At 40.2% G+C, this 13,857-nt stretch carries 10 protein-coding genes; 6 read left to right on the top strand and 4 right to left on the bottom strand.

What is annotated here, in order from left to right; genetic code table 11:
• Window positions 1-65 precede the first annotated feature (65 nt).
• The 3 genes from FD723_RS19560 to FD723_RS19550 all read left to right on the top strand — a co-directional run bounded on the left by FD723_RS19560 (window position 66) and on the right by FD723_RS19550 (window position 5,929).
• Window positions 66-809 carry a response regulator transcription factor gene (locus tag FD723_RS19560; protein WP_179066820.1) on the top strand — a complete coding sequence of 248 codons (744 nt, stop codon included), beginning with the start codon at window positions 66-68 and terminating at the stop codon, window positions 807-809.
• A gap of 694 nt (window positions 810-1,503) precedes the next feature.
• Entirely contained in the window at window positions 1,504-4,410 is a 2,907-nt protein-coding gene (gene ileS / locus FD723_RS19555) for an isoleucine--tRNA ligase (protein ID WP_179069205.1), read from the top strand.
• A gap of 367 nt (window positions 4,411-4,777) precedes the next feature.
• On the top strand, window positions 4,778-5,929 hold the full coding sequence (locus FD723_RS19550) for a histidine decarboxylase (protein ID WP_179066819.1): 1,152 nt from the start codon (window positions 4,778-4,780) through the stop codon (window positions 5,927-5,929).
• A 95-nt stretch (window positions 5,930-6,024) separates the two neighbouring features.
• Here FD723_RS19550 and FD723_RS19545 read toward each other — a convergent pair whose 3' ends face one another.
• The 3 genes from FD723_RS19545 to FD723_RS42910 form a co-directional block, all read right to left on the bottom strand.
• Entirely contained in the window at window positions 6,025-9,408 is a 3,384-nt protein-coding gene (locus tag FD723_RS19545; protein WP_179066818.1) for an amino acid permease, read from the bottom strand.
• A gap of 703 nt (window positions 9,409-10,111) precedes the next feature.
• A complete protein-coding gene (locus FD723_RS19540) occupies window positions 10,112-10,996 on the bottom strand; it encodes a ParA family protein (RefSeq protein ID WP_179066817.1) in 885 nt (294 codons plus the stop codon).
• Between the two features lie 187 nt (window positions 10,997-11,183).
• Complete coding sequence (locus FD723_RS42910; protein ID WP_256874867.1) at window positions 11,184-11,318, bottom strand: hypothetical protein; 135 nt, start codon at window positions 11,316-11,318, stop codon at window positions 11,184-11,186.
• A 151-nt stretch (window positions 11,319-11,469) separates the two neighbouring features.
• Between FD723_RS42910 and FD723_RS19535 the strand changes: the two genes are divergently transcribed.
• The 3 genes from FD723_RS19535 (at window position 11,470) to FD723_RS19525 (ending at window position 13,139) form a co-directional block, all read left to right on the top strand.
• Entirely contained in the window at window positions 11,470-11,880 is a 411-nt protein-coding gene (locus FD723_RS19535) for a 2TM domain-containing protein (RefSeq protein WP_179066816.1), read from the top strand.
• A 335-nt stretch (window positions 11,881-12,215) separates the two neighbouring features.
• On the top strand, window positions 12,216-12,539 hold the full coding sequence (locus FD723_RS19530) for a phasin family protein (RefSeq protein WP_179066815.1): 324 nt from the start codon (window positions 12,216-12,218) through the stop codon (window positions 12,537-12,539).
• Between the two features lie 78 nt (window positions 12,540-12,617).
• The gene (locus FD723_RS19525) at window positions 12,618-13,139 is read left to right on the top strand and encodes an FKBP-type peptidyl-prolyl cis-trans isomerase (protein ID WP_179066814.1); all 522 of its coding nucleotides are present in this window, start codon (window positions 12,618-12,620) and stop codon (window positions 13,137-13,139) included.
• Window positions 13,140-13,324: 185 nt separating this feature from the next.
• On the opposite strand, the gene FD723_RS19520 is transcribed toward FD723_RS19525, so the two are convergent.
• Entirely contained in the window at window positions 13,325-13,843 is a 519-nt protein-coding gene (locus tag FD723_RS19520) for an alpha-ketoglutarate-dependent dioxygenase AlkB (protein ID WP_179066813.1), read from the bottom strand.
• Window positions 13,844-13,857 lie beyond the last annotated feature (14 nt).

Genomic DNA, 13,857 nt, shown 5'->3' with positions numbered 1-13,857 from the left:
CAAAAATCTTTGTATCTATCAAAGGTTGTTAATTATCCTTAATAAGTAGTAATAATTTTTTAAGAATGCCGAGGATTCTTGTCATAGACGATGACCCAGCGATTTCAGAACTAGTTGCCGTCAACTTGGAAATGGCTGGCTACGATGTTAGTCAAGCTGAAGACGGCATCAAAGGTCAAGCGCTGGCTCTCCAGCTACAACCAGACTTGATCATGCTCGATTTAATGTTGCCCAGGGTAGATGGGTTTACCGTTTGCCAACGCCTACGCCGCGACGATCGCACCTCTGAGATTCCCGTGTTAATGTTGACGGCTTTGAGCCAAACTCAGGACAAGGTGGAAGGCTTCAATGCTGGCGCAGATGACTACCTCACGAAACCTTTTGAAGTTGAAGAACTGCTGGCGCGGGTGCGGGCACTTTTGCGGCGGACTGACAGGATTCCCCAAGCCGCAAAGCATAGTGAAATTCTCAACTATGGCTCATTAACCCTCGTTCCCGAAAGATTTGAGGCGATATGGTTCAATGAGACGGTGAAATTGACTCACTTGGAATTTGAGTTACTTCACTGCTTACTGCAACGCCACGGTCAAACAGTTTCTCCCAGCGAAATCCTCAGAGAAGTTTGGGGCTACGATCCTGATGATGATATAGAAACGATTCGAGTCCATATTCGCCATTTAAGAACCAAATTAGAACCAGATCCTCGTCATCCCCGCTATATTAAGACAGTTTATGGTGCTGGATACTGTCTTGAGTTACCCAGTATACCTCCATCAAATGAAGGGGCTTCAGTAACAGTCGTTGAATGAAATTACGCTAAATACCCTTAACTAAGCCACGATTTAGGCAAGACTTTTAGAAATTCTTATTCCTTACCGTTTAGTTAAGGTTATTGGTGAGATTTTTAGGTGTGTAGAGATGTTGCATTGCAATGTCTCTATAAAACATTATCGACAATTTTTCAGACAAGAGTGAAAAGTCAGGTTCGTCCCAATACAGCACTTGTAGAGACGGCGATTTATCGCTTCTCAAAAACCCAAAATTGTTGTCAGTAGCCGCAATACAGTTCAGTTAAGAAAATAATCGTTGAGGCAGGCAGGGGAGGCAGGGGAAGTAGGGGGAGAGAATAAATGCTTAACCCAAGTGTATTGAGGTTAGTCCTCTGGTTGACATCCAACGTGAAAAGTTAGCCAATCTGATGAGGGAACTCCAAGAAATAAATTATCCAATATTGTGGGGTGGACATCTTGCCCGCCCAGTTGATATGGCTCTCGTGTCGCCCACCCCACAAGAGTCAATTGGATATTTTTTATTTGTCAGTCCCTAAGACGAAGCAGAAAATTAAGGTGCTGTTTCTATGAAGAGTGCTGAGTACTTTTTCTTCACTCATTACTCATCACTCAGCACTCAGCACTCTTTCGGTGAGTAAAATAGCAAATTTTGGTTTTCATGCCATCTTCTATAATTAATAGAACCTGCACACCTAATTCTAGGCATGAGACTGTGACCGAACCAGGAAGTTATAAAGATACTGTAAACCTACCCAAGACTAACTTTGATATGCGGGCAAACGCCATCAAGCGCGAGCCTGAAATCCAAAAATTTTGGGAAGAAAATAAAATTTACGATCGCCTCTTTGAAAATAACCCCGGCGAATTATTTATACTGCACGATGGGCCTCCCTACGCTAATGGCTCACTCCATATTGGTCATGCCTTAAATAAAATTCTCAAAGATATTATTAATCGCTACCAACTACTAAAAGGTCGTAAAGTTCGCTACGTCCCTGGTTGGGATTGTCACGGATTGCCAATTGAGTTGAAAGTTTTGCAGAACATGAAGTCAGCAGAACGGCAAAATTTAACACCTTTACAACTGCGGCAGAAAGCGAAAGAATTTGCCCTAGCTACGGTAGACAACCAGCGCCAAAATTTTAAACGCTACGGTATTTGGGGTGATTGGGACAATCCTTATCTAACTCTGAAGCCGGAATACGAAGCGGCTCAAATTGGCGTATTTGGTCAAATGTTCTTAAAAGGCTACATCTATCGCGGTTTGAAGCCAGTTCACTGGAGTCCCAGTTCTAAAACCGCTTTGGCGGAAGCTGAGTTGGAATATCCTGAAGGTCACGTTTCCCGCAGTATCTATGCAGCTTTCCCAATCACGAGTTTGGCGTCAGCTGTAAAACCACTGTTGGCTGAATATCAGTCAGATTTGGGTGTGGCTATCTGGACAACGACACCTTGGACAATTCCAGCGAATTTAGCTGTGGCGGTGAATGCGGATTTGAATTATGCAGTGGTGGAAGTTTCACACCCAGAGGGGGAGGCGCAGAGTAATTTCAAATACCTGATTGTTGCTGCTGACTTAATAGAACGTTTATCTTCAACCTTGGGAGTTGAGTTAACTCTAAAAGCCACGTTCAAGGGGAATGATTTAGAACATACCACTTACCGTCATCCTCTATTTGACCGCGAAAGTCCGATTGTTGTGGGCGGTGATTACATCACAACTGAGTCGGGTACTGGGTTGGTACATACTGCACCTGGTCATGGTCAAGAAGACTATATTGTTGGTCAGCGTTACGGTTTGCCCATCCTTGCACCAGTGGATGACAACGGCAATTTTACCGAAGAAGCGGGACAATTTGCGGGGTTAAATGTGCTGGGTGATGGAAATCAGGCGGTAATTGATGCATTAACGGCTGCTGGTTCCTTGCTGAAAGAAGAAGCATACCCCCACAAGTATCCTTATGATTGGCGGACGAAAAAACCAACGATTTTCCGCGCGACTGAACAATGGTTTGCTTCGGTGGAGGGATTTAGAGAAGAAGCATTAAAGGCGATCGCCACTGTAAAATGGATTCCAGCCCAAGGTGAAAATCGGATCACGCCAATGGTAGCGGAACGTTCCGATTGGTGTATATCTCGTCAGCGTGCTTGGGGTGTACCGATTCCCGTTTTCTACGACGAAGCCACTGGGGAAGTATTGCTGAACGAAGAAATTATTAACCACGTTCAAGGAATCATCGCAGAAAAAGGTTCTGATGCTTGGTGGGAATTATCAGTTGAGGAATTATTACCAGAATCCTATCGTCAAAATGGTAAGTCTTACCGCAGAGGTACAGACACAATGGATGTATGGTTCGATTCTGGGTCATCTTGGGCTGCTGTCGCTCAACAGCGTCCAGAGTTACACTACCCTGCTGAGATATATTTAGAAGGTTCCGACCAACATCGAGGCTGGTTCCAGTCAAGTTTGCTTACCAGTGTAGCGGTAAATGACATTGCCCCTTACAAAACTGTGCTAACTCACGGCTTCGCTTTGGACGAACAAGGGCGAAAGATGAGTAAGTCAGAAGGTAATGTGGTTGACCCCAATACAATCATTGAAGGTGGGAAAAATCAAAAAGTAGAACCAGCCTACGGTGCAGATGTCTTGCGATTATGGGTATCATCGGTAGACTACTCCGGCGATGTCCGCATTGGCAAAAACATCATCAAACAAATGAATGATGTTAGAGGCAAAATTCGCAATACAGCGCGATTTTTGTTGGGTAGCTTAGATGATTTTGACCCCGAAAAAGATGCAGTCCCCTTTGAGGAATTGCCAGAACTTGACCGTTATATGCTGCACCGCATCACCGAAGTGTTTGAGGAAGTGACGGAAGCCTTTGAGAGTTTCCAATTCTTCCGCTTCTTCCAAACAGTGCAGAATTTCTGCGTGGTAGATTTATCCAACTTCTATTTAGATGTTGCTAAAGATAGACTCTACATCAGTGCAAAAGATGCTTTCCGCCGTCGCAGTTGTCAAACGGTGCTGAAGATAGCAATAGATAATTTAGCTAGAGCGATCGCCCCAGTATTATCCCACACTGCCGAGGATATCTGGCAATATCTCCCTTACAAAACACCTTACAAATCAGTGTTTGAAGCCGGTTGGATTCAGGTTGAGGAAAAATGGCGTAATCCTGAGTTAGCAGAATTTTGGACAGAGTTACGGAAAATTCGTACTGATGTCAATGGAAGGTTAGAGAATTTTCGAGTAGCGAAAGAAATCGGGTCTTCTTTAGAAGCTAAGATTTTGTTATATGTCTCAGATTTGGAACTGCGTAAACAGTTACAATCACTTAACCCCCGTTCTATTGACCAAAGTAATGGGGTAGATGAGTTGCGCTATCTGTTTTTAGTATCTCAAGTTGAACTAGTCGATTCCCCTCTTAAAGAGGCAGAAGAACAGATAAAAGTAGCTAAATTTTTCGGTGCTGAGAAAATAACAACTATTGATGTTGTGAAAGCAGATGGTGAAAAATGCGATCGCTGTTGGAACTACTCTACTCATGTAGGAGAATCAGCAGAACATCCCTTAATTTGCGAACGATGCGTTGCAGCCTTAGCTGGAGAGTTCTAGTAAATATACGTTAATTCGCCGAACTTCTCTCTATTTTTAACTAAATTTCCAGTCTTTCCCTCTCCAAATCGGAGAGGGATTGTTTTACGTAGTAAAACGAGGGAGAGGTCTTTCGAGTCAGCGCTGAAAATAGATATTTTACGTAACACACATTATAGTCCTTTTGTAAAGTGCGTAAGTCCTAAGGGTAATATACTTTAGAACAAAAAAATCTAGTATTTTTACTGAAGATGGCTACGTGTTTTAACTGTATCTTCTTTAAAGAAAGGGGAACCGCTAGATTGTTAAGATAATATAAAGGTATGGATTAATACGTAGATTTTCGATTAGAACATCCATCAACTCAAAATTCAAGAGAGAAAAAGATATGTCAGATACAGTTGCTAAAGAATTGGCAGATTTTTTGCTGCAAATAGAACAGCGATCGCAGTTTCACGCAGGCTATCCATATAATTTAAGTTGTGACTACAGTGCGATCGGCAAATTTTTCAATTTTCTGTTGAATAATGCTGGAGATCCTTATATTGAGCCAGATTTTGGACTGCATTCTCGGAAGTTTGAGCAAGAAGTATTATCTTTTTTTGCTAACCTCTATAAAATTCCAGAAAATAAGTTTTGGGGTTATGTTACTGCTGGCGGAACTGAAGGTAATTTATATGGAATATTCTTAGCAAGGGAAATCTACCCGAATGGGATTCTTTACTCATCACAAGATTCTCATTACTCAATACCCAAAGCAGCCAAATTATTCCGCATTCAACACAATGTTGTTAACTCGCAAATTAACGGAGAGATGAATTATGAGCATTTCGAACAACTCATTAGCGAAAACCGCAATTGTCCAGCGATCGTAAATTTAAATATTGGGACTACTGTCAAAGGTGCGATTGATAACTTAGACAAAGTTATAGAAATTTTAGAGCGCAATCAGATAAAAAATTACTATATTCATTGTGATGCCGCACTTTCAGGATTAATATTACCTTTTCTAGATGGCGCTCCACAAGTTAACTTTCAAAAACCCATAGATAGTGTAGCTATTTCTGCTAAATTCATTGGTTCTCCCTTGCCTTGCGGTGTTGTTTTAACTAAGAAAAAATGGGTAGAAAAAGTTGAAACAGCAATTGAATATATCGGTTCAACAGATACAACAATTCTAGGTTCTAGAAACGGTCACACACCTCTGATTCTCTGGTATGCAATAAAAACAAGAGGTTATCATGGATTAGCTAGAGAAGCAAAGACCTGCATTGATAATGCCCAATATCTTTTCCAACAACTTAAAATCAGAGAATACCCATGTATGCTCAATGATTTTTCCAATACCGTAGTGTTTCAAAAACCTTCTCAAAAGTTAATTAAAAAGTGGCAGTTAGCCATTTGTGAAAACTGGGTACACCTGATAGTCATGCAAAATATCAATCGGGATAAAATCGATATTTTTGTGAACGAACTTCTGTTAGAAGAAGGGTTAGTTAATAATGTAGAGAATTTCCAGCTACAACCAGTACTACACTAATTAATGTAGATGTAGTTAAGCGACTTTATGGGTAGACTATTCTGAATTCTGTTAGCGCAGCGGGGCGTAGCCCATTCTGAATTCTGACTCCTGGTTTATCTCTTCAAAAAGTTTTTTCCGTACAAGTTAGCAGCAAGTAGTATTTCTACTTCTGCCCGTTCCATAGGTGGTAAGAAAAAATACCCTTGTCCATAATCACATTGTAAAGCCTTCAATTGTGCTAATTGCTCTACAGTTTCTATCCCTTCTGCTGTTACAGACATATTTAAATTATGAGCCAATGTTACGATCGCTCGAATAATTTCTAAATTTTCTCCTCGACTACCTATACTGGTGACAAAAGAGCGATCAATCTTAAGAGTTTTGATTGGTAGACGGTGCAAATAACTCAAGGATGAATAACCAGTACCAAAATCATCCATGTGCATCTCGACATTCAGCGCTGTTAACTGAGAAAGTACAGTGATGGCCAATTCAAAATTATCCATTAGCAAGGTTTCAGTAATCTCCAATTTCAAACAGCACGGCTCCAATCCAGTTTGCTGTAATATATGTTTCACCTCTTTAAACACATCAGGTTGCGTGATTTGTTTACCAGAAAAATTCACACTAATTGTCAGAGGTGTTGAAGTAGGAAATTGTTTATGCCATGTATGCATTTGGTGACAGGCTTCATACAGCACCCATTGCCCGATACTAACAATCATTCCAGTTTCCTCAGCCAGAGGAATAAAATCTTGAGGAGAAATCAGTCCTCGTTCTGGATGATACCAACGTATCAGGGCCTCAAATCCAATAATTTTACCAGTTGTCAGTGAAACAATTGGCTGGTAATCCAGGCGAAATTCTTCTTGCTTGAGTAGCGCATGACGTAAAGCAGTTTCTAACTCCAAAAGCAAAGCTGCACCCTCGTGCATCTTGGGATCAAAAACCTCATAACGTGCCTTACCAAGTGATTTAGCACAATACATTGCCACATCAGCATCGCGTAGAATCTGCGCTGCTTGCTCATAATCTGCTTTACTTAAAGCAATGCCAATACTAACATTAGTAAACACCCGATGCTCATTTAATTGAAATGGCAAAGCTAAAACCTTTTTAATTCGCTCGGCTACCTGTATGGCGGTACTAATATCCTCAATTTCTTCAATTAAGATTGTGAACTCATCTCCACCAAAACGAGCAACTATATCTCCGCCTCGCAAAACTGACTTTAGCCGATGAGAAATTGCAATCAAAAGTTGATTTCCTAGTAGATGCCCAAGGCTGTCATTAACAACTTTAAAGCGGTCTAGGTCTAAGAAAAGTACAGCAAATAAATAATTATTTTCCTGTTTACTATGTTCTATTGCCTGCTGCACCCGCTCCATAAACAATCGTTGATTAGGTAATCCAGTTAGACCATCATGAAGACTATTATGCAGTAATTGTTCTTGTGCTTCTTGACGCTTGATAATGTCTTGTTGCAGTTGTTGATTAACTCTAATAAGTTCAATGGTGCGTTCTAACACCAACTGCTCAAGCTGATAACGATACTGGACTAATTCTTCCTCTGCTAGCTTCCGCTTCGTGATGTCACGCACAATTACAATATACTCCCGTAGCTGGGAATTAAATGGTTGTGAAATAGTCGATTCAACAATTCGTAAACCTTGGTTGATTTTTAAAGTTTGCTCACTTCTAATAGACCATTGCTCCGGTTTGCCACGATAGCAGATTAGAATTTGATTCAGATTTTGTCCAAGTAATTGCTGAACACTTGTTTGAAATAATTCTTCAGCAGCAGCATTTGTTTGAGAGATTGTACCGTCTTCATCTAACACTAAAACTGTATCTGGAACAGTATCGAGAGTAGTAATAAATAGGTTCCTAGCTTGTTTGCGTGCTTCGTCAATAGCAATAATTTGTGGTAAAGTTGTCCAGCAAGCGATCGCTACTCCCGCAAAAGAAAGTGTTACTAATAAAATAGCTAGTAAAGAGTTTTGAGGATTATTAGAAAATCTATCTAAAAAATCACGAATAATCCAACTGATTGTAGCAGTAGTACAAATTAATGACACTAAAACAATCACTTGTAATACTACAAAATCGGGGTTATTTCTAGTAGACCTAGTATCGTAACGCTGTGTCCACCAGTTCGGGTGTAATGGCGCAAATCTAAGGCGACGTAGCGCTACATCTCCACTCATCAGAATAATAGGTAATAATAAGCCCACTAAGAAATCTCTCCAATTCCAAGCTAAACCTCCCACTATTAGCACTACCGCTTCTACCAAGAAAAAACCCAGTGACCACCAAGGCCATAACACGTGGGGTTTACCGCGACATAGCCACAATCCCAGATGTAATCCCATAATTGACATGAGATAACATGTACCTGCCACTGTGACAAGTTGAGATACATTTCCCAAATTTAGACAAAGCAAACTGAGTATAAAGGTAACTAAAATTGCAGGCCCAAGGACACCTTGACGAGAGACCAATGCAAATATGGGGGAAAGCTGTCGATCGAAGGCAAGTTGGTATAATATCCGAGGAGAGTTAGAAACTGCCGTAGCAGAACTTAAAAGGCAAGATATAGTAATCAGAAGTGTTACTAAAAAGGGGGCAAATTCACCCCAAAAAGGCTTAGAAGCTGCCACCAGATTTAAGAACGTATCGTCACCTATTGTGGGATTTTGAGCCGAACACATTAATACCCAAGAACCACCTAAAAACACTGGAGGAATTAACCAAGCAGCAACAGTTAAGAACTTTAAAGTTTTATATGGGTGGCGACTATCAGCAACAAAAGAAGAAGTAGTTTCACAAGCATAAATTGAATAGCTAGCTAAAAAAAACCACTTTGCCCATTCTTCAAAGCTCAAACTATGTGTGCTAGTTGAGATCAATTTAAAACTAGCAGATGAGAAGACTAACCAGAATACGCCTTGAATACAAAACAATAACATTAATAAAATCGCTGGAAACACAAAAAACAGATGCAAGAGCGCTAAAGCACGAGTACCACTGAAGGCTAAAATAAAAGGAATCGCTGTAAATAAAACTCTTAATAAAGTTTCTGGACAAGAAATACCTAATGTTTCAAAATTGACTTTAATTAGGTCGGTGAGAATAATCGCATACAATGCTGGTGCTGCTGCCCAGCTAAAAAAGTATCCTAAAGCTGCGTAACGGCCTAATACAGGAAAGTTCTTTAATAGCCTTGTGGTATAGTTTGGTGTTCCTCCAGCGATATCTGGCCAATGTCTACCTAAACTTTGTACCTGTAAGTTAAGTAAAAAGGAAATAATCGTGCCAAAAAACCAAACTAAGATAGCTTTTGGCCCTAACGCTGCATGAATGATGGGGGCAGTACCAATCCATCCAACATGACCTGTTAACCCAAAGCCCCAGGTTTCGAGATAACTCAGAGTCCGTGGTAGGCGTATTAGCAAATGCTGATTGTTCTCTACCCGCGCAGAATCGTTACTAACCATTAGTTTCTCAGTGAGTTTCTTAGTGAGATTTACTTACCTTTTCACTCAATAGCTGAATCTCACTAATTATAGCTTCCGTATAACTGCTGAACTTTAGAAACAGATAAATTATTTGTCACTGAATTGTGGATTTTAGATTTTAGAATGACCCCATACCTACAAGAATTTTTTTTTAATAGAGAATTTTAAAATGGGGATTTGAGATTTGTTTTACGTAGCTTTTTTCTTGCTGAGTAAGTATAAATTCTCTTTCTTAAAAGCTTTATAAAAATCGAAATATTGAGATTTTCGACCTAATTTAATAGATATATGGTGAAATTAATTATTATTTGCCAGAAACCCTTGTGTAAACGCTAATTTTCACGTCTCTACATTCATTTTTACTCATATTTCTAATTTCTTGAAGAATTCAGAAGTCAGAATGGGCTACGCCCCGCTCATTTGTGTCAACTTAAGCTAAAACTCTTTTAAGACCTCGTTTCCAGCCTCCGGCTGGAAACGCTGCTCTGGTGGCTCTGGCACCAGTAAGAGAGGCGGAGCCTCAAAGACGAGCATTCCCAGTCGGAGACTGGGAACGAGGCAATCTAAAAGCTGGTTCTAGACTTGCTTTCACGTTAAGTTGACACCAATGCGCTCCGCTCCTGACTACTGAATTCTGTTCGATAAGTCGGAAATCGTGTAGCTCATCAATGATTAAGTAGGGCTACAGCTTTTGCAACAACTCTTGAGTTAACTGAAAGAATGCTTTTGAACCTGCTGATTGGGGAGCATTTAAAACAGCTGGCATAAAACTATCAACAGCCTTAGCAACATTGACATCAACTGGTATTTGTACCTTACAAATTTTTTCTACACCAAAATCTTCAACAACGCGGTGCATTACCTGTTTGTAGTATCTACCAGTGAGCAGGTTGGCACTGGACATACTAAATACGATTCCCAGCATTTTTATATCTATTTTTGTTTCATGTCCATGACTGTCTTTTAATTGAGCAATCCGTCTTTCTAGCAGTTGAATACCTACTACAGATAATGGTTCTGGTTTAGCAGGAAGTATGTAGAAATCACTGGCAGCCAAAGCGCTACGAGTTAATAGATTATAGCCAGGGGCACAATCGAGCAGGATAAAATCATATTCTTGACGTACTGGTTTTAAGATGTTATTGATCAAAACCCTTTCAAAGCGATTCCAAATAGTTTCAAAGTCCTGTTCACCCAAAGCAGTTGCTTGCTTATGCAGCATTTCTGAAACAACAAATTCATCATATAAATCAATGTCTCCTGGTAATAAATCCAGTCCGGGAAGATTACAAACCGGGGATTGAATGATATCCTGAATTGTGAGTTTTGCTTGTGGATCTGGATTGATAACTTCGTCTATCAGATACCTAAACGTCTTGCTTTGTTTACGGCGCTTGGCAAAATCTAAAGGCGACATCAAACTGAGTGTGGCGCTAATTTGGCTATCTAAATCAAGGACAAGCACTCGCTTGCCATGATTTTTAGCTAAACAGGTAGCTAAATTGACTGTGAGAGTGGTTTTACCAACGCCACCTTTCATATTTGCAGTAGCAATTACATATCCCATTGATTGAGTCCTCTATTGACGCATTCCCACTGGTCTATCAAGAAATAATTGAGGGGTGTGGATTGTTTATAGTTTGTACTAAAGCGCAAACTACGAACCTATCAAATTAAACTTGACAGACTACTAGGTAGCGTACACCCTTCCTGATATCTTAAATCTTCCATTAAATTTAATATTTGCGGAAATTTCAAAGACTTATTTCAGCGATATTTACTCGATTGAGGCAGCAAGATGTAGTTGGTTCTTTACCTGGAATCGAGCTACCAAAAGCGATCGCACTCATCAAAGCAATTATAGAGGTATTGACAAATACAGTAGCCATAAATCAATTGTGAGAAAATAATAGTGTTGCGAATGTAACTAAGTATTGGGTGCAAAATGTGGATGCATTTGCTAACTGAATTGAACGAAGCGGATTGATAATTTCGTGAAATCAAAGGCGCATTTACACACAAACTTATAAGGTAATTAAAATGACTTACGATTCTGAAGATGTAGAACAAATCCTGCAAAAAGCACTCACTCGTAAAGACAAAGGTGAATTTTCACGAGAACAGCTTTTAGAAATGGCATCTGAGTTAGGTATTTCTTCTAAGATTTTGGAAACAACTGAACAAAAGTGGTTGGCTCAACAAGAAGAAGAACGTTCACGACACAGATTTAATACTTTCCGACGCAGAGCCTTTTGGACACACTTTGTTTCTTTCCTGGCGGTGAATTTATTCCTCATTCTCTTAAACTTAATCACTAGTCCTAGTTATTTTTGGGCTATTTTTCCAATATTAGGATGGGGATTAGGACTATTTTTCCATTGGTGGAGTGTTTATCAGAGCAAATCAGAGGATTACGAGATTGCCTTTCAGAAATGGCGTACACAAATTTAACTTCTTGTTTAAGGATAAATCCTGATATTCAGCGATCGCTCCAAATTTGAGCCTCCTTCTAGATAAAATCTTCCTATGAACTACTCACATTCACCCTTTGCGGTGAGTGTGAGCTTTGTAATTTCTGGGGAATCGCCTCTGACATCGCAAAATAGATAAATTTGGGCAACCTTAAACTTGAGGAGTTGTATAATCACGACCTTCGATCCTTATCCTTGTGCTTGCCAATTTGCCAAAATAGAGTTGTAGGCTAGAATAACCACGCTTTAAGAAGCTTGATTGCCTACACTCAGGAGCAAGGGGTCAGCTGGTTAATAAGTTAAGAGGAAGGGAGTATGGACAACAACAACTGGTTACAACAGCTAATGATGGTGGGTCTTGGCACAACGTCTATAGTCGCAGAAAAACTACGGCAAGTCAGCGATGATTTAGTTAAAGACGGTAAGCTCAATCCTGAGCAAGCCAAGGCAGTAATAGATGATATTGCCCAGCAGTTAAAGTCGGAACAGGGAAACTTCGATATCCAAATGCAGCGGCAAATGCGAAATATGATGCAGGATTTGGGGGTGGCTCGCCAGTCAGAAGTGGACGAACTGCGGGGTAGGATTGACCGTTTAGAGCGGCAATTGCGCGATTTAGAAAATAAGCTTTGGCGTTAAAATGCCCTTTCTGATTTAAACTAATTGTGTCCTGTTGGTAATGTTTTTGCCAGGATACTTAAGTAAGGAGAACTGATTTTGAAACCAATTTTCCTCAGCGTGGCGTTCATGCTGGTATGTGTTGCGCTTTTGGTTGTGGGGCAAGTAGGCAGTAAACAGAATACTGCCATTGCTGCTGAGTTAACCCAAACGCCGCCAGTGTCCACAGCTGTAACTGAAAACAATATCTTAATTGCGAGTAATACTATGTCTGATGCTAATGTCGTAACTACCCCCTCTGGATTAAAGTATGTCGATTTAACAGAGGGAACTGGGGCGACTCCTAAACCTGGACAAACGGTTGAAGTTCACTATGTCGGTACTCTAGAAGATGGTACTCAGTTTGATAGTTCACGCGATCGCGGCCAACCCTTCAGCTTTAAAATAGGCGTAGGACAGGTTATCAAAGGTTGGGACGAGGGAGTTAGCACCATTAAAGTCGGCGGTCGTCGTAAGTTAATCATCCCATCTGAGTTAGGCTATGGCGCTCGTGGTGCTGGTGGCGTGATTCCACCCAACGCAACTCTAATTTTTGATGTGGAATTGCTGGGAGTAAAATAGCGACTAGGGACTGGCGATTGGGTACTGGGGACAAGGGAGAATTATTAAAATAAGTTTATATTCTCTCTGTTCTCAATGCCCAATGTCCTATCAGAAAAATTAGGTATTTCAGATTACAGATGCGACTGAAGTACAGCTAGAAAATATGAGAAAAAGTACCTACAACTTTGAGCGGATTGCCGCGACTATACCAATAATCTAAAGGTCAAACTGATACGCCCAAATGTTTCTGGTTGCTTAAGAATTCCATGCTTCCAGTATTGCTGTGTCTTCTGAGGCATAAAAAGTAGAGAACCACTTTTGAGTAAGTAACTATGTTCAATGCTTTTGTCTTGTTTATTCTGAAATGTAATGATTCTTTCAGCCCCTAACGAAATAATAGAGATACCAGTATCGTCCATTAGTTCATCAATTGAGTCGGAGTGAAATCCCATTGTTGAGTTACCATTTGTGTAGTAATTGACTAAACAATTGTTTGGTCGAAACCCAAAGTTTTTTTCAAGCCTATCAATAATAGGAAGTAACTCATTCAGTATCGGGCATGAGTCGTAAGAAATGTTTGAGTAGTTATATGGTGAACCAAAGCTAGCTGTTTTTCGTGCCCGTATACGCTCATCCCAGTTAATTATGGATATCAGATTATCAAATAGAGAATGACTATTTAGCAAAAATACATCATTAATGAATAAATCAGGCTCATTCATTGCTCAAACAATTA

Origin of the sequence: Nostoc sp. C052 (assembly GCF_013393905.1) — a bacterium.
Classification (GTDB): domain Bacteria; phylum Cyanobacteriota; class Cyanobacteriia; order Cyanobacteriales; family Nostocaceae; genus Nostoc.
The sequence above is the reverse complement of the archived record's forward strand: the minus strand, read 5'-3'. Positions and strand labels throughout refer to the sequence as shown.